Genomic DNA, 19,168 nt, shown 5'->3' with positions numbered 1-19,168 from the left:
GGAAGACAGTGGCAGTGGACGTTCGTCGGCAGATTCCTGCGGCGTTTGAGCGCGTGGAACGCAACAAGTATGGCTACAACGCCAAGCAGGTGGACCAGTTCTTCCAGCGGGCGCGGGTCTCCTTCGAGAGCCCGGCCCATGCCGAGGTGAAGACGGGCAGCAGCGATGTGCGCTCCGCGTCGTTCGACCCGGTGAAGGGCGGCTACGACGCCGCGGCGGTGGACGCCGCCCTCGACCGGCTCGAGGACGCCTTCGCCCGCCGTGAACGCGACGAACTCATCGAGGCCGAGGGCGAGGACGGCTGGCTGCGCCAGATCGGCAAACTCTCCGGCGTGCTGCGGGCCCGGCTGCACCGCCCGGCCGGCCAGCGCTTCCGGCGCCCCGAGAAGAAGCGCGTCCGCAGTTACGATATCGCCGACGTCGACGCCCTCTGCGATCAGCTGATCGGCTATCTGGAACAGGACCAGCCGCTCAGCGTGGACAGCGTCCGCCGGGCTGCCTTCCGTGCGGCCAAGGGGCCCGCCGGCTACGACGAGGCACAGGTCGATGCCTTCCTGGACCGCGTGGTCGAACTGATGGCCGCGATCGACTAGGCACCGCCTATCCGGCTGCTCCCGGAGTCGGATGGATGGGTCTGTTGTTCCTCCAGACGCTGTCGTAGCGCCGCTTGCCCCGCAGCAGCGACGCCAGGAAGAACGCCAAGCCTGCCAGGACCGCAACGGCGACGGCAAACGGGGCGGCAAGCCCTGCCACCAGCAACGCAGAACCCACCAGCAGTCCGATGAGGGCCGCATTGACGGTGCCCATGAACACCTTCCGGCGGCCCTGCGCGATACCTTCAGCGCTCGCTAGAGAGCGGCCGTTCCGGCACATGCAGGCGGGTCATCACCCGCGCCACCGATCCGGGAATGCGCTCCTTGGTGGCCAGCGAAACCAGGACCATGACGGCGAAGGCGGCGGGAACCGTCCAGGCCGCCGGCTGCGCCAGCCAGCCCGGGGCGGTCGCTCCGCCGAGCAGTGTGCCGGCCACCATTGCGCCCCCGCACAGCACGGCACCGGTCAGCATCCCGGCGATGGCCCCGGCGTCGCTCAGCCCGCGCCACCAGATGCCCAGGAGCAGCACCGGGCAGATCGTGGACGCCGTGAACGCGAACACCAGGCCGACGCTTCCAGCCAGTCCCAGTGAGTCCGTCACCAGGGCGAACGCCATAGGGACGACGGCGGCCAGCAGCGCCCCGATCCGGAAGCCGCGGACGCTGCCGCCCAGCAGGTCCTGGCTGATGACCCCGGCCAGCGACACCACCAGCCCGGAGGTGGTGGAAAGGAACGCGGCGAAGGCGCCCGCGACCACCAGGGCCGAGAGGACGTCGCCGGCGGTCCCGCCCACCAGCTCGCCCGGCAGTAGCAGCACGAGCGCGTCGGAGCGGCCGTCGCGGGCCAGGCCGGGCGCGTACATGCGGCCGAGCAGGCCGGCTGCGGTGGGGAAGAGGTAGAACACGGACAGCAGCCCCAGCACGATCAGGGTGGTCCGGCGGGCCGAGCGGCCGTCCGGATTCGTGTAGAAACGCACCAGGACGTGGGGCAGTCCGAGCGTGCCGAACAGCAGGGCGAGCAGCAGGGACACCGTCTGGTATGGCCCGGCGGCGGGCAGCCCCGTGGGGTTGATGGCCTCCGGGACCGGCACGGCCGCGCCCCCGCCCTGGTGCAGCAGCACGAAGACCACCGGAACGGCGAGGGCCGTGAGCTTGAGCCAGTACTGGAAGGCCTGGACGAACGTGATGGAGCGCATCCCGCCGGCCGCGACGCTGAGGAACACCACCAGGACCACGGCCACCGCGCCCACCCAGGACGGCAGCCCGGTGCTGATCCGGATGGTGAGCCCGGCGCCGTGCAGCTGCGGCACGATGTAGAGCCAGCCGACGGCGATCACCACCAGGCTGGTCACCCGCCGCACCGCCGTGGATTCCAGCCGGGCCTCGGTGAAGTCCGGGATCGTGTACGCCCCGGAGCGGCGCAGGGGTGCGGCCACGAACAGCAGCAGCATCAGGTAGCCGGCGGTGTAGCCCACCGGGAACCACAATGCGTCCGTCCCGGAGAGCAGGATCAGCCCGGCAACGCCAAGGAAGCTGGCCGCGGAGAGGTACTCGCCGCCGATTGCCGAGGCGTTCCACCACGGCGGGACGGTCCGGGAAGCGACGTAGAAATCGCTGGTGGTCCGCGAAATCCGCAGGCCGTAGAAGCCGACGGCCGCCGTCGCGACCACCACCAGCAGGAACGCCGCCAGGCCGACCGGGGGATTCACCGTTCGTCCACCAGCTCGCGGTAGCGGGCCTCGTTCCGGGCCGCGGAGCGGTTGTAGAGCCAGGCCGCCAGGCCGATCACCGGATACAGTCCGGCGCCCAGCAGCAGCCAGTTCAAGGGAACGCCGAGGAGGCGCAGGACGGCGATTTCCGGGACCAAGGCGACCATCAGCCCGCAGGCGGCGAGCACCAGCAAGAAGCCTGCCGCGACGGCGATCGCCAGGCGCAGTTGGGAGCGGATCAGCGAACGGACGTACAGGCGTCCGACGTCGGAATCCACCGCGGCGTCGCGGCTGACGGAACCGCTGGGTAGCAGGCCGGCAGGACGCCGTCCGGCGGATTGCGGCGCGGTGACCCGGACCCTGGTCATCCCTGCGGCCGTATCCGGGTGGTCCCCAGCTTGTCCCGCACGGAGGGCAGGTGCCTGCGGCTGATCGGCAGTTCGGCGCGGGCCACCGTCACGGACGGGTGCACCGCGCCGAGTTTCAGGTGCTCCACGTGGTTGAGGGAGATCAGGTACGAACGGTGGATCCGGATGAATCCGGCCCCGGCCCACTGCTGTTCGAGGTCGCTCAGCGGAACCCGGATCAGGTAGCTGGCCTCGGCCGTGTGGAGGCGGGCGTAGTCGCCCTGGGCCTGGACGTAGCTGACGTCGTCCCGGCGGATCATCCGGGTGGTGCCGCCCTGGTCCACGGTGATCATCTCCGGGGCCGGGCTGCCGTCCCGGATGAGCTCGCTGACCCGGCCAAGGGAGCGGGCGAGCCTTTCGGCGCGCACCGGCTTGAGCAGGTAGTCGACGGCGGCCAGTTCGAAAGCCTCCAGCGCGCAGTCTTCGTCCGCGGTGACGAAGACGACGGCGGGCGGCACGGGAATCCGCGAGATCGCACGGGCGATGTCCAGCCCCGAGAGCGCCGGCATGTGGATGTCCAGGAAGGCGACGTCGACGGACTCGTTCTCCAGGACCCGCAGGGCTTCGGAACCGGACGATGCGCGGTGGATGGTGCCCACGCGCTCATCCCGGCCCAGCAGGAAGGCGAGTTCTTCGACGGCGGGCAGCTCGTCGTCGGCGACGAGGACGTTGATCATGACAGCAGCTTAACCTTTGCCGCCAGCCCTCAGGCATCGTGCCCGGGCTGGGACTTGGGCACCCGGAGGGTGATCAGGGTGCCTTCGCCGGGAGCGGTTTCGATGACCAGGCCGTGGTCGTCCCCGTACACCTGCCGCAGCCGGGCATCGACGTTGCGCAGGCCGACGTGTTCGCCGTCGGCGTGGCCGGCCAGCACGGAACGGAGGTGCTCCGGGTCCATGCCCACGCCGTCGTCCTCCACCGTGACTTCGGCGTCCGCACCGGAATCGTAGGCACGGATGGTGATTTGCCCCGGGCCCTCCTTGGCCTCCAGGCCGTGACGGACCGCGTTCTCCACTAGCGGCTGCAGGCTCAGGAAGGGAATCACCGTGCTCAGGACCTCGGGGGCGATCTGCAGGCTGACCTGGACGCGTTCGCCGAAGCGGGCCCGTTCGAGGAGCAGGTAGCGGTCGATGCTGCGCAGTTCCTCGGCCAAGGTGGTGAAGTCCCCGTGCCGCCGGAAGGAGTAGCGCGTGAAATCGGCGAACTCCACCACCAGTTCGCGCGCCCGGGCCGGGTCCGTGTTGATGAACGAGGCGATGGCGTTGAGCGAGTTGTAGATGAAGTGCGGGCTGATCTGTGCCCGCAGTGCCCGGACTTCAGCCTCCATCAGGAGGGTGCGGGAAGCGTCCAGCTCGGCCAGTTCCACCTGGGTGGCGACCCAGCCCGCCAGTTCGCCGGTGGCCCGGACCAGCCCGGCGCCCGCGTGCGGCGCGAAGGCGGCGACGCAGCCGGCCACCCGGTTGTCCGTCCGGATCGGCGCGATGACGGCCTTCAGCGAGGGTGACGCCGCGAGCAGGGCCGTGCGCCCGTCCGCGAGCACCGGGGCCGCGAGCGCCATCAACTGCGGTTTCAGCTCTTCGGCGATGCCGTCCCAGGCCAGCACGGTGTCCAGGTCCGTGATCGCCAGGGCGTCGCAGCCCAGCAGCAGGCGCAGCTGCTTGCTGGCCTTGGCCGCGCCTGCCGGCTGCAGCCCCGCGCGCAGCTGCGCGCCCGCGCGGGACGCCGCGTGCAGGGTCTGGTAGGTGGCCCGCTCGGCGTCCGTGCCGAGGTCCCGGAAGGAGCGGACCACCATCAGTCCGACGCCGACGGCGGCCGCCACCGCCAGGACGATGACGGCGATCGCTGCGGCGGTGAGGAGCGGGGAATCGGGCATGGAGCAAGAGTAGCGAACCGCCGCTCACCGGCTCCGCGGGCTGCCGTTCACCGCACCGACAGGCCCGCTGGGCGACGCCGGGGCGCGTATGCCTTTCCCACCCGGAAGCCTGCGTTGAATAGTGATTCCAATCACACGGCACCAAGGGCGGATGCCGCTGTGGACACTTCAACCAGGAGGAAACCATGGGTAATGAGGCCCAGCCGGCGGACGCAACGCAGTCCGTGGATTTCCAGCAAGTGCAGCAAACAGAACAATTCCGCGAACTGCGCAGGCGGCACCGCAGCTTCGTCTTCCCGATGGCCGTGGCCTTCCTGCTCTGGTACTTCGGCTACGTGCTGCTGGCCGACTATGCCGTGGGATTCATGTCCATCAAGCTATGGGGCAACATCAACGTGGGCCTGGTGCTCGGGCTGCTCCAGTTCGCCACCACCTTCGGCATCACCGCCTGGTACGTGAGCTACTCCAACCGCAAACTGGACCCCATCGCCGCCGGGATCCGCGGCGAAATCGAAGGGCACGAATTCGACAGCCGCGGCCGCGTAGTCGGCGCCGGCCAGGCAGCCGGCACCGGCCAGGCAGCCAAGGGGGCGCAGCGATGAGCGGCATGGCTGTGAGCAGTGCGGCTCCGATGGTCAATGTGGCCGCGCTCAAGGACACCACCCTGCTGAACATGGGAATCTTCGCCCTGTTTGTCCTGGTCACCATGGTGATCGTGTTCCGGGCCAGCCGGAACAACAAGACGGCAGCGGACTACTACGCGGCCGGCCGCTCCTTCACCGGTTCGCAGAACGGAACGGCGATCGCCGGCGACTACCTGTCGGCGGCGTCGTTCCTCGGCATCACCGGCGCGATCGCCATCAACGGCTACGACGGCTTCCTGTACTCCATCGGCTTCCTGGTGGCCTGGCTCGTGGCGCTGCTCCTGGTGGCCGAACTGCTGCGCAACACCGGCAAGTTCACCATGGCCGACGTGCTTTCGTTCCGGCTGCGGCAGCGCCCCGTCCGGATCGCCGCGGCCCTGTCCACCCTCGCTGTCTGCTTCTTCTACCTGCTCGCCCAGATGGCCGGCGCTGGCAGCCTGATCTCCCTCCTGCTGGGCATCAGCGACTGGGGCGGACAGGCACTGGTGATCATCGTCGTCGGCGCCCTCATGATCATGTACGTGCTGATCGGCGGCATGAAGGGCACCACCTGGGTGCAGATCATCAAGGCCGTGCTCCTGATCTGCGGCGCCGCCGTCATGACCCTCTGGGTGCTGTCCATCTACGGCTTCAACCTCTCGAACCTGCTCGGCTCGGCCGCCGAGGCCGCGAACAACCCGAACATCCTGAACCCAGGCCTGCAGTACGGCAAGAGCGAAACGTCCAAGCTGGACTTCATGTCCCTCGGCCTGGCCCTGGTCCTGGGCACCGCAGCCCTGCCGCACGTGCTGATGCGCTTCTACACGGTGCCCACCGCCAAGGAAGCCCGCAAGTCCGTGGTGTGGTCCATCTGGCTGATCGGCCTGTTCTACCTGTTCACCCTGGTGCTCGGCTACGGCGCCGCCGCGCTCGTCGGCGCAGACACCATCAAGGCGGCTCCCGGCGGCGTCAACTCGGCCGCGCCGCTCCTGGCCTTCCACCTCGGCGGGCCGCTGCTGCTGGGCTTCATATCGGCCGTCGCCTTCGCCACGATCCTCGCGGTGGTGGCCGGGCTGACGATCACCGCGGCGGCCTCCTTCGCCCACGACATCTACGCGAACGTGATCGCCAAGGGCAAGGCCGACGCCGGCACCGAGGTGAAGGTGGCGCGGCGGACCGTGGTGGTCATTGGCGTCCTCGCCATCTTGGGCGGCATTTTCGCCAACGGCCAGAACGTGGCCTTCCTGGTGGCGCTCGCGTTCGCTGTGGCGGCCTCGGCCAACCTGCCCACGATCGTCTACTCGCTGTTCTGGCGGAAGTTCACCACCCAGGGCGCGGTCTGGAGCATGTACGGCGGGCTCGCCTCGGCGATCATCCTGATCGCCCTCTCGCCCGTGGTGTCCGGGGCCAAGACCTCCATGATCCAGGGCGCGAACTTCGCCATCTTCCCGCTGAGCAACCCGGGCATCGTGTCCATCCCGCTCGCCTTCTTCCTGGGCTGGCTGGGCACCGTGCTCGACAAGCGCGGCGAGGACCCGGCCAAGCAGGCGGAGATGGAAGTCCGTTCGCTCACCGGCGTCGGGGCCGAGAAGGCCGTGGAGCACTAGGAACCCGATACCTTCCGTAACAGCGAAGCCTTCCTGCAGCCAGTTGCAGGAAGGCTTCGCCGTTTGGGCTCCGGGCTTCAGTTCCGGGGCCTGATCCGGATGGCGTCCATCTTCCCCTCGTTGCCCACGAATCCGTACTTGAGGTCAATCGTGCGTCCGTCGCAATCCAGTGTTCCGGTGATCTCGGCGTGGTTGACGCCGTTCCTGGACTCCGCGTTGATCGAGTTGTAGCTGGCCTTGCACGAATCGCTGAGCTCAAGCCCGTTGATGCCGCGGATGAAGTTGGCCCTGGGCAGGTCCTCCTTCAGCGCGTCGGTCAGGAAGCGGTCGTAGGCCTCGTCGTTCCGGCGCTCGAGCAGCAGGTTGGTGAATTCCTCGGCCTGGCTCTTGACCTTGCCGGTGGCATTGCCCACCAGGTTGACCAACAGCACGACGCCGACCACCGCCACGATCACCACGGCACCGACAGCTCCGAGCACGATCCACAGCACCTTGCGGCTCTTCGGCGCGGGGGCGTCGGGCTGGCCGAACGGCTGCCCGTACTGGCCGCCGTCGTAAGATGGCTGGGCGTACGGTGGCTGGCCGTAAGGTGCTTGCCCGTACTGCGGCTGCCCGTAGGGCGGCTGTCCCGCCTGCCCGTGCTGCGGCGGGGTTCCGTACTGAGGCGGGCCGTACTGCGGTGCACCAAATTCCGGGCCGGGCGCCGGCGGCACCTGGCCCTCCTGACCGTCTTGGCCCTCCCGCCCGATGTGCGGGGGAGCGGGCGGCGGCGGGGGAACGGGCCGGGAGGTCCAGTCGGGCGTGTGCGGATCCTGGCCGTGCGGATCCTGGGGAGTGGTCACGATGGGTCGCCTTTCCGGCCGCCTGCGCCGCCAACGCCTGGAACGCATGCTTGGCACCGCGGGCCGGCCCCAAGACGTCCGCTTGAATCAAATCGCATGTCCCGGCGGCGGAGCAAGTAAAGGGACCCGGGCTGCTGCCAAGCGCCCCGGTCAGCCGCCGCTCTTCTTCAGCAGCGGCTGCATCCGGTAGGGGATCATCTCCTGCATCGCCAGGGCGGTGTCCGTCCGCTCCACGCCGTCGCAGCCCAGGATCTTGCCGTTGATGCGGAAGAGGTCCTCGGCGTCCAGGGCCACCACCCGCAGGAGCAGGTCCGCGGAACCGGTGAGGCCGTAGCCCTCGAGGATCTCCGGGATCCCGGCCAACTCCACGGCCAGCTGGCCGAGTTTCTGCTGCTGCACGTGCACGGAAATGAAGGCCAGCAGCGGGTAGCCCAGGGCCGCCGGGTTGATCCGCCGTTCGAAGGACAGGAAGGCGTGCTTCTTTTCAAGCTGCGCCATCCGTGCCTGGACCGTGTTCCTGGACAGGCCGAGCTTTTGCGCCAAGGCCACCACGGTGCCCCGCGGGTCCTTCGCCATGGCCGAAAGCAGGCGGGTGTCCGTGCCATCCAAAGCTTGCATAGTGCGCAACATTAGCACGGTGACAGGGTCCACGACAGGGCATAATGCTCAGAATCCGTGGCGGTGGTTGTACCCAATGAGCATTGTGAGTAGGGTCACAGTTATCCGGGCGATGAGGCCCGGACAGCTGCTGCTTGCGGGGCCAAAAGTCCTTGCGGCAACGGCATGGAACGAGCCGAAAGGTGCGAGCAGCCGTGTTGACCGACGACGCCGGCCGGGGAGCCAACCAGGCACCGGAACCCGCGAACAGTGTGAAGAATCCACGCCGGACCGGGGGAGACCTGGTCCAGTTGCTGACCCCCTCCGGGGAGCGCATCAGCCATCCGGAATTCGACCTTTGGATCAGCGACGTCAGCGACGAGCAGCTGGGCTCGCTTTACGAAGACATGGTGGTCATCCGCCGGATCGACGCGGAGGCCACGGCGCTCCAGCGCCAGGGCGAGCTGGCCCTCTGGCCCCCGATGCTGGGCCAGGAGGCGACCCAGATCGGCTCGGGCCGTGCCCTGCGCAGCGACGACTTCGTCTTCCCCACCTACCGCGACAACGGCGTGGCCTACTGCCGCGGCGTGGCCGTCCCGGACCTCGTGCGGGCCTGGCGCGGCAACGCCCTCTTCGGCTGGGATCCGTACCGCTACAACATCGCCACGCAGCAGATCATGATCGGCTCGCAGTCCCTGCACGCCACCGGCTACGCCATGGGCATCCAGGACGACGGCGCCGATTCCGTGGCGGTGGCCTACTTCGGCGACGGCGCCACCAGCGAAGGCGACGTCAACGAAGCCATGGTCTTCGCCGCCAGCTTCCAGGCACCCGTGGTGTTCATCTGCCAGAACAACCACTGGGCCATCTCCGAACCTGTGCTCCTGCAGTCGCATGTGCAGCTGGCCGACCGCGCCTCGGGCTTCGGCATTCCCTCGATGCGCGTGGACGGCAACGACGTGCTCGCAGTGCTGTCCGCCACCCGGATCGCCCTCGACCGTGCCAGGAAGGGCGGCGGGCCCACCTTCATCGAGGCGCTCACCTACCGCATGGGACCGCACACGACGGCGGACGACCCCACGCGCTACCGCGACCCCAACGAACTCGAGGACTGGGCCGCGAAGGACCCCATCGCCCGGCTCAAGGCGCTGCTGGACCGCAAGGGGCTGCTGGGCGAAGAACTGGAGGACCGCGTCAAGGCCAAGGCTGACGCCGTCGCAGCGGAACTCCGGAGCGGCACCATCAACATGCCCGAGCCCGCGCCGCTGGACGTCTTCAAGCACGTCTACAGTGAGGAGAATTCCTGGATCGAGCGCCAGAAGGACCACTACAGCCGTTACCTCGAAAGCTTCAGCGGATCCGTCCAGGAAGGTGCCCTCTGATGAGCCAGCTGACATTTGCCCGCGCCATCAACGCCGGGCTGCGCAAGGCCCTCGACAACGACCCCAAGGTGGTCCTGATGGGCGAGGACATCGGCAAGCTGGGCGGTGTCTTCCGCGTCACCGACGGGTTGCAGAAGGACTTCGGCACGCACCGCGTGGTGGACACCCCGCTGGCCGAATCCGGCATCATCGGCACCGCCGTCGGCCTGGCCTACCGCGGCTACCGGCCCGTCTGCGAAATCCAATTCGACGGCTTCATCTACCCGGCCTTCGACCAGATCGTCAGCCAGGTGGCCAAGATGCACTACCGCACCCAGGGCAACGTGAAAATGCCGATCACCATCCGGGTCCCGTTCGGCGGCGGCATCGGTTCGCCCGAACACCACTCCGAATCCCCGGAGGCCTACTTCACCCACACCTCGGGGCTGCGCGTTGTCAGCGTGTCCAACCCGCAGGACGCCTACACGATGATCCAGCAGGCCATCGCCTCGGACGACCCCGTGCTCTACTTCGAGCCCAAGCGCCGCTACCACGACAAGGGCGAGGTGGACGAAGCCGCGGCGCTGGGCAATGCCCTGCCGATGGGCAGTGCACGCGTGGCCGCCGGCGGCAGCGACGTCACCCTGGTGGCCTACGGCCCCCTCGTGAAGACAGCGCTCGACGCCGCCCTGGCCGCCGCCGATGAAGGCGTGTCCATCGAGGTCATCGACCTCCGCTCGCTGGCGCCCGTCGACTACCGCACCGTTGAGGCGTCCGTCCGGAAGACCGGCCGGCTGGTCATCACCCACGAGGCCGCGCAGTCCGGCGGACTCGGCGCGGAAATCGCGGCCAGCATCACCGGACGCTGCTTCAACTACCTCGAAGCCGCGCCGGTCCGGATCACGGGCTTCGACGTGCCCTACCCGTATTCCAAGCTCGAAATGCACCACCTGCCGGACCTGGACCGGATCCTGGACGGCGTGGACCGTGCCCTCGGCCGGCCGAACTCCCTGAGCGGACTGGAAGGATGAGCGCTGCCATGATCAAGGAATTCCGACTGCCGGATCTCGGCGAAGGCCTCACGGAGTCCGAAATCCTCAGCTGGAAGGTCGCTGTGGGGGACACCGTGGAACTGAACCAGGTGATCGCCGAGGTGGAGACCGCCAAGGCCGTGGTGGAATTGCCCTCGCCGTTCGCCGGGACGGTGGCCGCCCTGCATGAACAGCCGGGCAGTGTGGTCGAGGTCGGCAAGCCGATCGTTTCCTTCGAAGTGGACGACGCCGGTGCCGCGCCCTCCGGAGCGGCCGCGCCTGCCGCTGCTGCCGGGAACGCCGATGATGCGTCGGCCGCACCAGCTGCGCCGCCCGCGCCGAAGCGCGAGGCCACCCTCGTCGGGTACGGCGCCGCCGTCGAGCAGGGCGGGCACCCGACGCGCCGCCAGCGCAACCTCCCGGCTGCTGCCGCTGCGCCAGCAGCAGCCACTGTGCCAGTCCGTGCGGCGGTTCCTGCCGCGGCGAATGCGCCTGCCGCCGTCGTCGAGTCCGAACGCCCGTCCGAACGGCCGCGCTCCACTCCGCCGGTACGGAAACTGGCACGGGACCTCGGCGTCGACCTGACGCAGCTCAGCGGAAGCGGCGCCGGCGGCCTCATCACGCGCGAAGACGTTCAGCACTTCGCCGAGGGCGCTGCGGCCCCCGCCTCAGCGGGCGTTCCCGCCACTGCCGGCCGCGAAACCCGCACCCCGATCAAGGGTGTCCGCAAGTACACCGCGGCGGCCATGGTGCAAAGCGCCTTCACCGCGCCCCACGTCACCGAGTTCCTTACCGTGGACGTCACTGCCGCCATGGAACTGCTGGAGCGGCTCAAGGCCAGCCGGACGTTCCAGGGCTACAAGCTGACCCCGCTCACGCTCGCGGCGAAGGCGGTGCTGATCGCCTTGAAGCGGAACCCCACGCTCAACTCGCGCTGGGACGACGCGGCGCAGGAGATCGTCCAGTTCAACTACGTCAACCTGGGCATCGCCGCCGCGACGCCGCGCGGGCTGACCGTGCCGAACATCAAGGACGCCGACGCGATGGGCCTGCTGGAGCTGTCGGCGGCCCTGTCGGAGCTCACGGAGACCGCACGTGCCGGGAAGACCACCCCCGCGGAGCTCGCCGGCGGCACCATCTCGATCACCAACATCGGGGTGTTCGGCATCGACGCCGGCACACCGATCCTCAACCCGGGGGAGGCCGCCATCGTGGCGCTGGGGGCGGTGCGGAAGGCCCCGTGGGTGCACAACGATGAGCTCGCCGTCCGCCAGGTCATGTCGCTCAGCCTGTCCTTCGACCACCGCCTGGTGGACGGCGAACAAGGCTCGCGCTTCCTGGCCGATGTGGGCGCGATCCTCTCGGACCCGGGAATGGTCCTGACGATGGTCTAGGCGTAACTCACTGACGGCCCGCCGGAGACGGCGGGCCGTCAGTGTTTGTCTTGTGGTGTACGTCTTCCCAGGAGCACCGCAACGCAGGCGAGCAGGGCCAACAGGGCATAGCCGCACGTGACGGCGAACAGGGAGAGCCCCCGGACGAGCTGGCCTGCCACGAGGGCGGGCACGGCTGATCCCGTGTAGGAGACGGCGTAGACCAGGGACAGCAGGCCTGCCCGCTCATGCAGGCTCGTGGGGCCGAGCAGCAACGCCATGCTGCCGTTCATCGCCAGCCCCGCCCCGAGCCCGCCGAGCACGCCGCATCCGATGAACAACGCCGCGGAACCCAGCGCCGTCGAGGCCGCCAAGCCCAGCGCCGCCGCGGCGAAAAGCGCCATGCCCAGCCGCTGGGCGGAGGCTGACGTCGTCCGTCCGGAGAGCGGTCCGGCCAGCACGCCCGGCGCCATGTAGGAGGCGAACACCGCGGCGGCCACGAGGGGTGCCCGGGAGCCCAGGTAGTCGACCGCCACGGAGGGGCCGAAGGCGTTGAAGAACCCACCCACCGCCCAGGTCGAGACAAAAACGCACGCGGCCATCGGCAGGAACGGCCGTGCCGCGGCGGGGACGCGCACCTCGGGCCGAAGGGACGCGAGGGCCCCGCGACGGCGGGTGACGGTCTCGGGTGCCAGCCCGACTCCCAGCGCGCAGAGGCAAAGGGCAGCGGCGAAGGCGATGTAGCTGGCCTGCCGCGGTGCCGGGGCGAACTGCACGAGCGCGCCGGCAGCGAAGACCCCGAAGGACAGGCCGACCGTGGCGGCCGTGGTGGTCACTGCTGCCACGAGCCATTTGGGCCGGGCGGGTGCGGTGTCGACGGCGAGGGCTGCGAGGGCGCTTGAGGCGAGGCCCGCGGCCAGGCCCTGCAGGACCCGCCCGGCGAACAGCGGCCAGAAACCGTCCACCGTGGTAAGCACCAGGCAGCCGGCGGCTGCGAGCAGCAGGGCGGCGATGGATACCGGCTTGCGGCCGAGGTGGTTGGACAGGCGGCCCAGGAACAACAGCGCGGACACGGCGCAGACGAAGTATCCGGCTGCCACAAGGGACAGTTGGGTGTCCGTGATCCCGTCCTGGGCGCGGTAGCTGCCAAAAAGCGGTATGGCTGTGGACCCCGCCGCGAAGACCGTGACGAAGGAGGCCGTGGCGGCGACGAAGCCGGTCTTCGTCGGTTTTCCTGCGGGAAGGGTTGTCTGCGCGGTCATGGGGTCCTTTCGGGTTCCTCCCAGCTTTCCCTGTCGCCTGCCCGTGAGGAAGGTACTGCTTGTGCCCCCTTCAACGGGCATCGACTGCTGGGTAATCGTCGTTATGAGGCCCCAAAACGACGATTACGCAGCAATCGTTGCGGTCAGCGGACGGTCAGCGGACCGTCAGCGCCGCCAACGCCATCTGTTCCAGGAGGGGCCGTGCGGTCTTCGCCGCGATCCGGCGGCCGTGGCTGCGCACCGAGTGGGGGGTGGAGTTGATCAGGCCGAAGACGGCGTGCGCACGGACGCGCAGTTCGGCGGCGTCGGTGTCACTGCTCCCGGCGTCCCTCCCGGCTGTGTCACGGTGCACCTCGCCCAGCACGCCCACCCACAGTTCCACGTAGCTGCGCTGCAAGGCGCGCACTTCGGTCCGGTCGGCGTCGGACAGGCTGTCCAGGTCCCGGTCCTGCACGCGGATGACGTCCGGGTTGCTCAAAGCGAAGTCGACGTGGAACTCCACCAGGCCGCGCAGGGCTGCCGCGGGATCGGAGGCTTCGGCGGCGACCGCCCGGCCGCCGTCGAGCAGTCCGCGGCTCACGCTCAGCAGCAGTTCGGCAAGCACCGCCTGCTTCCCGGGGAAATGCCGGTAGACGGCAGGCCCGCTGACGCCCGCCGCCGCGCCGAGGTCCTCAAGGGAGACCCGGCTGAAGCCGTTCTCGGCGAAAAGGGCCGCCGCGGCGGAGAGCAGTGCCTTGCGCCGGGTTTCCTTCGCCTGGCTACGGAGGGTGGGCGGCGCCGCCGCCACGGGAGGAACGACGGCGGCATCCGCCGGCGCCCGGCCTTCATCCTCGTGCGGGGCGTCGTGGGTTGCGGCCACGGATCCTCCTTGTGCAGCGTGCTCCACCGGGGCGGTGGTGGACATCACAGTTAATAGAGACTAAGCTAAATTTCAGTTATTTGTCATTAACTGAAGTCGTAACTGAAGCTGCCGTTGGCCGGGGTTCCGGCCGGGATGGGAAGCATGTCGATGGAGACACTCGTCAGCCGCGCTGACGCCAGGAATGCGGGCTTCGAAGCCAACGCCCGGGCCCAGCACTCCCTCGTGGAGGAACTGAAGGAACGGCTCGCCGCGGCGGCGCTCGGCGGGCCCGGGAAATCGCGCGAGCGCCATGTGGCCCGCGGCAAGCTGCTGCCCCGGGACCGCGTCGGGCAACTGCTGGATGACGGAAGCCCCTTCCTTGAAATCGCGCCCCTTGCGGCCAACGGGATGTACAACGACGACTCGCCGGGCGCCGGGGTGATCGCCGGAATCGGCCTGGTGCACGGCCGCCAGGTGCTGGTCATCTCCAACGACGCAACCGTCAAGGGTGGCACGTACTACCCGATGACCGTCAAGAAGCACCTGCGGGCCCAGGAAATCGCGCTCGAAAACCGGCTTCCCTGCATCTACCTGGTGGACTCCGGCGGGGCGTTCCTGCCGCGCCAGGACGAGGTGTTCCCGGACAAGGAGCACTTCGGCCGGATCTTCTTCAACCAGGCCCGGATGTCGGCGGCGAAAATCCCGCAGATCGCGGCCGTCATGGGTTCCTGCACCGCAGGCGGGGCCTACGTTCCGGCCATGAGCGACGAAACAGTGATTGTGCGGAACCAGGGCACCATCTTCCTGGGCGGCCCGCCGCTCGTGAAGGCCGCCATCGGGGAGATCGTCACCGCGGAGGAGTTGGGCGGCGGGGACGTGCACGCGAAGATCTCCGGCGTCAGCGACCACCTCGCCGAAAACGACGAGCACGCCCTGCAGATCGTCCGGGACATCGTGGCCACCCTGCCCCGGCCCCAGGAACCGGTATGGGACGTCGAAACCCCGGTGGAGCCCGCCGTCGATCCCGCCGGCCTCTACGGCGTGGTGCCGGTGGACGTCAACGAGTCCTATGACGTCCGAGAGGTCATCGCCCGCCTGGTGGACGGCTCGCGCTTCCACGAATTCAAGAAGGAGTACGGCGCCACCCTGGTCACGGGATTCGCCCGGCTGCACGGCCACCCCGTGGGCATCGTCGCCAACAACGGCGTCCTGTTCAGTGAATCCGCCCTCAAGGGCGCGCACTTCATCGAACTGTGCGACCAGCGCGGCATCCCCCTGGTGTTCCTGCAGAACCTTTCCGGGTTCATGGTGGGCAAGGACTACGAGCAGGGCGGAATCGCCAAGAACGGCGCCAAGATGGTCACCGCCGTCGCCACCGCCAGGGTGCCCAAGCTGACCGTGGTGATCGGCGGTTCCTTCGGGGCCGGCAACTATTCGATGTGCGGCCGCGCCTACGGTCCGCGCTTCCTGTGGATGTGGCCCGCCGCCCGGATCTCCGTGATGGGCGGCAACCAAGCCTCCAGCGTCCTCGCCACCGTCAAGCGGGAACAGTTCGAGGCCGCCGGGCAGGACTGGTCCACGGAGGAGGAAGAAGCTTTCAAAACGCCCATCCGGCAGCAGTACGAGGAACAGGGCAGCCCCTACTATTCCACCGCCCGGCTGTGGGACGACGGCATCATCGACCCCGCGGACACCCGCCGCGTCCTGGGCCTCGCGCTCGACGTCGTCTCCCGCCAGGCCCTGCCGGAAACCTCTTTCGGCCTGTTCAGGATGTGAGCCCGATGGCACAACTCTTTGACACCGTCCTGGTCGCCAACCGCGGCGAAATCGCCTGCCGTGTCCTCCGGACGCTCAAGGCCATGGGGATCCGTTCCGTGGCCGTCTACTCGGACGCCGACGCCGGAGCCCGCCACGTGCGCGAAGCGGACACCGCCGTCCGGATCGGGACGGCGAGCGCCGCCGACAGCTACCTGAACATCGACGCCATCATCGATGCCTGCCTGCAGAGCGGCGCGCAGGCCGTCCACCCCGGCTACGGCTTCCTGGCCGAAAACGCCGAATTCGCCCGGGCCTTGGGCTCCCACGGGATCGCCTTCATCGGCCCGCCCACGGACGCGATCGAACTCATGGGGGACAAGATCCGAGCCAAGAACCAGGTGGCGGGCTACGGCGTGCCCTGCGTTCCCGGGATCGCCGAGCCCGGCCTGGGCGACGCCGAACTGATCGCCGCGGCACCATCCGTGGGCTTCCCGCTGCTCATCAAGCCCTCGGCCGGCGGCGGCGGCAAAGGCATGCACGTGGTGGAGAGCGCCGAGGAGATGCCGGCCGCGCTCGCTACGGCCCGCCGGGTCGCGGCCGCCGCATTCGGCGACGACACGCTCTTCCTGGAACGCCTGGTCCGGACGCCGCGGCACATCGAAGTCCAGGTCCTCGCGGACCACGCCGGTAACGTCATCCACCTTGGCGAGCGGGAATGCTCCCTGCAGCGGCGCCACCAGAAGGTCATCGAGGAAGCCCCGTCGCCGCTGCTCGAATCCTTGCCCGACGGGGTTGCGATCCGGGCGCGGATCGGCGAAGCCGCCTGCCAGGCCGCCCGCTCGGTCAACTACAGCGGCGCCGGAACCGTCGAGTTCCTGGTCTCGGACGAGGACCCCGGGCACTTCTACTTCATGGAAATGAACACCCGGCTCCAGGTGGAACATCCGGTGACGGAAATGGTCACGGGAATCGACCTCGTCGAATGGCAGGTGCGCATCGCCGCCGGCGAGGACCTCACCGTGGCGCAGTCCGACGTCGTCCTGGACGGACACGCCGTGGAGGCCCGCGTCTACGCCGAGGACCCGGCCCGGAACTTCCTGCCATCCGTGGGCGAGGTACTGGCGCTGGATGAAGGCACCAGCCACGGCGACGCTGGCCGACCCGGGGACGCCGGGACCCGCGTGCGCATCGACTCCGCCATGCTCCCCGGCCTGGCGGTCACTGGGGACTACGACCCGATGCTCTCCAAGGTCATCTCCTGGGGACCCGGGCGGGACGCGGCCCTGGATGCCCTCGACCGCGCCCTGGGGAACTACACCCTGCTTGGCCTGCACACGAACGTCGAATACCTCCGCCTGCTCGTCAACGACCCCGACGTCCGGGCCGGCCGGCTCGACACCGGGCTCATCGAACGCAAGCTGCCGGGCATGCAGTTCCGGCAGGCGGGCGAAACCGAGCTGCTTGCCGCCGGGCTGCTGGCCGCCGCGGGTGACCCGCCGCCGTCGGGCGCTTCACCCTGGCAGGCCGGCGACGGCTGGCGGCTCGGCGCCCCCGCCCCGCGCCGGATCCACCTCGGCCTTCCCGCCGGAACCTCCGAAACGGGCCTTGCCACCGTTTCCCTGCTCCGGCAGGACGACGGCTACCAGGCGCAGCTCGACGGCGGTGCGCCGCACAAGGTGGGCAGCGGCCCGGAGCTGGTGCTCGACGGCGTCGCGCACCATTACGTGTCGGCGCTGGACGCCGCGCGTCCCGGTGGCGGGGCGCGCGGGCTGTGGCTCGGCGACGGCGGCTGGTCCTGCCGGCTCGAAGTCCTCGACCGGGAGACCCGCCTCCAGCGGGTCCTGGCCGCGATCCAGCGCGAGGAAGGCGCCGCCGATCCGGAGGTGCGCTCGCCGATGCCCGGCACCGTGGTCTCGGTCTCGGTGCGCGACGGCGACACAGTTGAGGCCGGGCAGCTGCTGCTGTCCGTCGAGGCGATGAAGATGGAACACCAACTCACGGCCGCACTGGCCGGCACCGTCCACCTGACCGCAGGCACAGGGGACCTCGTCAAGGCCGACCAGGTCCTCGCAACCATCCACCCGAACGAAGAACACGACACCACCCCGAAAGGCGAGGAACTCCGCCATGGCCGGCTTTGATCTCAGCGAGGAATACCAGGACCTCAGCGATTCCGTCAGGGAATTCGCCGACGAAGTGGTGGCCCCGGTCTCCACGAAGCACGACGAAGAACACAGCTTCCCCTACGAGGTGGTCAAGCAGATGGGGGAGATGGGCCTCTTCGGCCTGCCCTTCCCGGAGGAATTCGGCGGCATGGGTGGTGACTATTTCGCCCTTTCGCTCGCCCTGGAGCAGCTGGGCCGCGTGGACCAGTCCGTCGCCATCACCCTGGAGGCCGGGGTGTCCCTCGGCGCCATGCCCGTCTACCGCTTCGGCACCCAGGCCCAGAAAGAGGAATGGCTGCCGCAGCTGGCCTCCGGACAGGCGCTCGCCGGCTTCGGGCTCACGGAACCGGAGGCGGGTTCGGATGCCGGCGGCACCAAGACCCACGCCCGGCTCGAGGACGGCCAGTGGGTGGTCAACGGCAACAAGGAGTTCATCACCAACTCCGGCACCGACATCAGCCGGCTCGTCACCGTCACCGCGGTCACCGGTGAACAGCAGCGCAAGGACGGCAGCACCAGGAAGGAAATCTCCACCATCCTCGTCCCCACGGCCACCCCCGGATTCAGGGCTGAGAAGGCCTACAACAAGGTGGGGTGGAACGCCTCGGACACGCACCCGCTCACCCTGGCCGACGTCCGTGTGCCGGAGGCGAACCTGCTGGGCGAACGCGGCCGCGGCTACGCGAACTTCCTCTCCATCCTCGACGAAGGGCGCATCGCGATCTCCGCCCTCGCCACCGGCGCCGCCCAGGGCTGCGTGGACCTGTCCGTGAAGTACGCCAAGGAACGCAGCGCCTTCGGCCACCACATCGGCAAGTACCAGGCCATCCAGTTCAAGATCGCGCGCATGCAGGCAAGGGCCCACACGGCCCGCTTGGCGTACTACGACGCGGCCGCCCGGATGCTCGCCGGCAAGCCGTTCAAGACCGAAGCGGCCATCGCTAAGATGGTCGCAGGCGAGGCAGCCATGGACAACGCGCGGGACGCCACCCAGGTGTTCGGTGGCTATGGCTTCATCAACGAGTTCACGGTGGCGCGGCACTACCGCGACTCCAAGATCCTGGAAGTGGGGGAGGGCACCACGGAAGTCCAGTTGATGCTCATCGCCCGCGAACTGGGCCTCTAA

18 protein-coding genes are annotated in these 19,168 nt (G+C 69.0%); 9 read left to right on the top strand and 9 right to left on the bottom strand.

Features of this window, described 5'->3' with window-relative positions; translation table 11 throughout:
- Nucleotides 1-8: 8 nt before the first annotated feature.
- Entirely contained in the window at nucleotides 9-593 is a 585-nt protein-coding gene (locus tag D3654_RS01040) for a DivIVA domain-containing protein (RefSeq protein WP_120519682.1), read from the top strand.
- Nucleotides 594-600: 7 nt separating this feature from the next.
- Here D3654_RS01040 and D3654_RS01035 read toward each other — a convergent pair whose 3' ends face one another.
- The 5 genes from D3654_RS01035 to D3654_RS01015 are packed head-to-tail and all read right to left on the bottom strand — an operon-like array spanning nucleotide 601 to nucleotide 4,582.
- Entirely contained in the window at nucleotides 601-807 is a 207-nt protein-coding gene (locus tag D3654_RS01035) for a hypothetical protein (RefSeq protein WP_120519681.1), read from the bottom strand.
- A 31-nt stretch (nucleotides 808-838) separates the two neighbouring features.
- Nucleotides 839-2,302 carry a sodium/solute symporter gene (locus D3654_RS01030; RefSeq protein ID WP_120519680.1) on the bottom strand — a complete coding sequence of 488 codons (1,464 nt, stop codon included), beginning with the start codon at nucleotides 2,300-2,302 and terminating at the stop codon, nucleotides 839-841.
- The gene (locus tag D3654_RS01025; RefSeq protein ID WP_120519679.1) at nucleotides 2,299-2,670 is read right to left on the bottom strand and encodes a DUF485 domain-containing protein; all 372 of its coding nucleotides are present in this window, start codon (nucleotides 2,668-2,670) and stop codon (nucleotides 2,299-2,301) included. Before D3654_RS01025 ends, D3654_RS01030 begins: the two co-directional genes overlap by 4 nt.
- A complete protein-coding gene (locus D3654_RS01020; protein ID WP_120519678.1) occupies nucleotides 2,667-3,386 on the bottom strand; it encodes a LytR/AlgR family response regulator transcription factor in 720 nt (239 codons plus the stop codon). Before D3654_RS01020 ends, D3654_RS01025 begins: the two co-directional genes overlap by 4 nt.
- Nucleotides 3,387-3,415: 29 nt before the next feature.
- Nucleotides 3,416-4,582 carry a sensor histidine kinase gene (locus tag D3654_RS01015; RefSeq protein ID WP_120519677.1) on the bottom strand — a complete coding sequence of 389 codons (1,167 nt, stop codon included), beginning with the start codon at nucleotides 4,580-4,582 and terminating at the stop codon, nucleotides 3,416-3,418.
- 185 nt (nucleotides 4,583-4,767) lie between these two features.
- Here D3654_RS01015 and D3654_RS01010 point away from each other — a divergent pair, with 185 nt between their 5' ends.
- The gene (locus D3654_RS01010; RefSeq protein WP_120519676.1) at nucleotides 4,768-5,184 is read left to right on the top strand and encodes a DUF485 domain-containing protein; all 417 of its coding nucleotides are present in this window, start codon (nucleotides 4,768-4,770) and stop codon (nucleotides 5,182-5,184) included.
- 5 nt (nucleotides 5,185-5,189) lie between these two features.
- Complete coding sequence (locus D3654_RS01005) at nucleotides 5,190-6,812, top strand: solute symporter family protein (protein WP_120519738.1); 1,623 nt, start codon at nucleotides 5,190-5,192, stop codon at nucleotides 6,810-6,812.
- A 77-nt stretch (nucleotides 6,813-6,889) separates the two neighbouring features.
- Here the strand turns inward: D3654_RS01005 and D3654_RS20700 are convergent, their stop codons facing one another.
- Together D3654_RS20700 and D3654_RS00995 are read right to left on the bottom strand one after the other, a co-directional pair.
- Nucleotides 6,890-7,654: a hypothetical protein gene (locus tag D3654_RS20700; RefSeq protein WP_245413023.1), complete on the bottom strand. Its 765-nt coding sequence runs from the start codon at nucleotides 7,652-7,654 to the stop codon at nucleotides 6,890-6,892.
- Between the two features lie 150 nt (nucleotides 7,655-7,804).
- A complete protein-coding gene (locus tag D3654_RS00995; RefSeq protein WP_120519675.1) occupies nucleotides 7,805-8,272 on the bottom strand; it encodes an Lrp/AsnC family transcriptional regulator in 468 nt (155 codons plus the stop codon).
- Between the two features lie 194 nt (nucleotides 8,273-8,466).
- Between D3654_RS00995 and pdhA the strand changes: the two genes are divergently transcribed.
- The 3 genes from pdhA to D3654_RS00980 are packed head-to-tail and all read left to right on the top strand — an operon-like array spanning nucleotide 8,467 to nucleotide 12,037.
- Entirely contained in the window at nucleotides 8,467-9,633 is a 1,167-nt protein-coding gene (gene pdhA / locus D3654_RS00990; protein ID WP_120519674.1) for a pyruvate dehydrogenase (acetyl-transferring) E1 component subunit alpha, read from the top strand.
- On the top strand, nucleotides 9,633-10,643 hold the full coding sequence (locus D3654_RS00985; RefSeq protein WP_120519673.1) for an alpha-ketoacid dehydrogenase subunit beta: 1,011 nt from the start codon (nucleotides 9,633-9,635) through the stop codon (nucleotides 10,641-10,643). Before pdhA ends, D3654_RS00985 begins: the two co-directional genes overlap by 1 nt.
- Nucleotides 10,640-12,037, top strand: a complete 1,398-nt coding sequence (locus D3654_RS00980) for a dihydrolipoamide acetyltransferase family protein (RefSeq protein ID WP_120519672.1) — start codon at nucleotides 10,640-10,642, stop codon at nucleotides 12,035-12,037. The genes D3654_RS00985 and D3654_RS00980 overlap by 4 nt, the downstream gene beginning before the upstream one ends.
- A gap of 38 nt (nucleotides 12,038-12,075) precedes the next feature.
- On the opposite strand, the gene D3654_RS00975 is transcribed toward D3654_RS00980, so the two are convergent.
- Nucleotides 12,076-13,278, bottom strand: coding sequence for an MFS transporter (locus D3654_RS00975; protein ID WP_162943583.1), 1,203 nt, complete (start codon nucleotides 13,276-13,278; stop codon nucleotides 12,076-12,078).
- Nucleotides 13,279-13,432: 154 nt separating this feature from the next.
- On the bottom strand, nucleotides 13,433-14,065 hold the full coding sequence (locus tag D3654_RS00970) for an SACE_7040 family transcriptional regulator (protein ID WP_245413025.1): 633 nt from the start codon (nucleotides 14,063-14,065) through the stop codon (nucleotides 13,433-13,435).
- A 222-nt stretch (nucleotides 14,066-14,287) separates the two neighbouring features.
- Between D3654_RS00970 and D3654_RS00965 the strand changes: the two genes are divergently transcribed.
- From D3654_RS00965 to D3654_RS00955, 3 genes are read left to right on the top strand one after another with little or no spacing between them, the layout of a single operon-like run.
- On the top strand, nucleotides 14,288-15,895 hold the full coding sequence (locus tag D3654_RS00965; RefSeq protein ID WP_120519736.1) for a carboxyl transferase domain-containing protein: 1,608 nt from the start codon (nucleotides 14,288-14,290) through the stop codon (nucleotides 15,893-15,895).
- A 5-nt stretch (nucleotides 15,896-15,900) separates the two neighbouring features.
- On the top strand, nucleotides 15,901-18,018 hold the full coding sequence (locus D3654_RS00960) for an acetyl/propionyl/methylcrotonyl-CoA carboxylase subunit alpha (protein ID WP_120519669.1): 2,118 nt from the start codon (nucleotides 15,901-15,903) through the stop codon (nucleotides 18,016-18,018).
- Nucleotides 18,005-19,168 carry an acyl-CoA dehydrogenase family protein gene (locus D3654_RS00955; RefSeq protein WP_120519668.1) on the top strand — a complete coding sequence of 388 codons (1,164 nt, stop codon included), beginning with the start codon at nucleotides 18,005-18,007 and terminating at the stop codon, nucleotides 19,166-19,168. The genes D3654_RS00960 and D3654_RS00955 overlap by 14 nt, the downstream gene beginning before the upstream one ends.

The sequence above is a fragment of the Arthrobacter celericrescens genome (genome assembly GCF_003614925.1).
Taxonomy (GTDB): domain Bacteria; phylum Actinomycetota; class Actinomycetes; order Actinomycetales; family Micrococcaceae; genus Arthrobacter; species Arthrobacter celericrescens.
The sequence above is the reverse complement of the archived record's forward strand: the minus strand, read 5'-3'. Positions and strand labels throughout refer to the sequence as shown.

What these genes read in the sequence shown, in the direction of transcription:
- D3654_RS00955 (WP_120519668.1), top strand. Translation starts at nt 18,005, where the DNA reads ATGGCCGGCTTTGATCTCAGCGAGGAATACCAGGACCTCAGCGATTCC.
- D3654_RS00980 (WP_120519672.1), top strand. Translation starts at nt 10,640, where the DNA reads ATGAGCGCTGCCATGATCAAGGAATTCCGACTGCCGGATCTCGGCGAA.
- D3654_RS00995 (WP_120519675.1), bottom strand. Translation starts at nt 8,272, where the DNA reads ATGCAAGCTTTGGATGGCACGGACACCCGCCTGCTTTCGGCCATGGCG.
- D3654_RS01010 (WP_120519676.1), top strand. Translation starts at nt 4,768, where the DNA reads ATGGGTAATGAGGCCCAGCCGGCGGACGCAACGCAGTCCGTGGATTTC.
- D3654_RS01005 (WP_120519738.1), top strand. Translation starts at nt 5,190, where the DNA reads ATGGCTGTGAGCAGTGCGGCTCCGATGGTCAATGTGGCCGCGCTCAAG.
- D3654_RS01015 (WP_120519677.1), bottom strand. Translation starts at nt 4,582, where the DNA reads ATGCCCGATTCCCCGCTCCTCACCGCCGCAGCGATCGCCGTCATCGTC.
- D3654_RS00965 (WP_120519736.1), top strand. Translation starts at nt 14,288, where the DNA reads ATGGAGACACTCGTCAGCCGCGCTGACGCCAGGAATGCGGGCTTCGAA.
- D3654_RS01020 (WP_120519678.1), bottom strand. Translation starts at nt 3,386, where the DNA reads ATGATCAACGTCCTCGTCGCCGACGACGAGCTGCCCGCCGTCGAAGAA.
- D3654_RS01035 (WP_120519681.1), bottom strand. Translation starts at nt 807, where the DNA reads ATGGGCACCGTCAATGCGGCCCTCATCGGACTGCTGGTGGGTTCTGCG.
- D3654_RS00960 (WP_120519669.1), top strand. Translation starts at nt 15,901, where the DNA reads ATGGCACAACTCTTTGACACCGTCCTGGTCGCCAACCGCGGCGAAATC.
- D3654_RS00975 (WP_162943583.1), bottom strand. Translation starts at nt 13,278, where the DNA reads ATGACCGCGCAGACAACCCTTCCCGCAGGAAAACCGACGAAGACCGGC.
- D3654_RS01025 (WP_120519679.1), bottom strand. Translation starts at nt 2,670, where the DNA reads ATGACCAGGGTCCGGGTCACCGCGCCGCAATCCGCCGGACGGCGTCCT.
- D3654_RS00985 (WP_120519673.1), top strand. Translation starts at nt 9,633, where the DNA reads ATGAGCCAGCTGACATTTGCCCGCGCCATCAACGCCGGGCTGCGCAAG.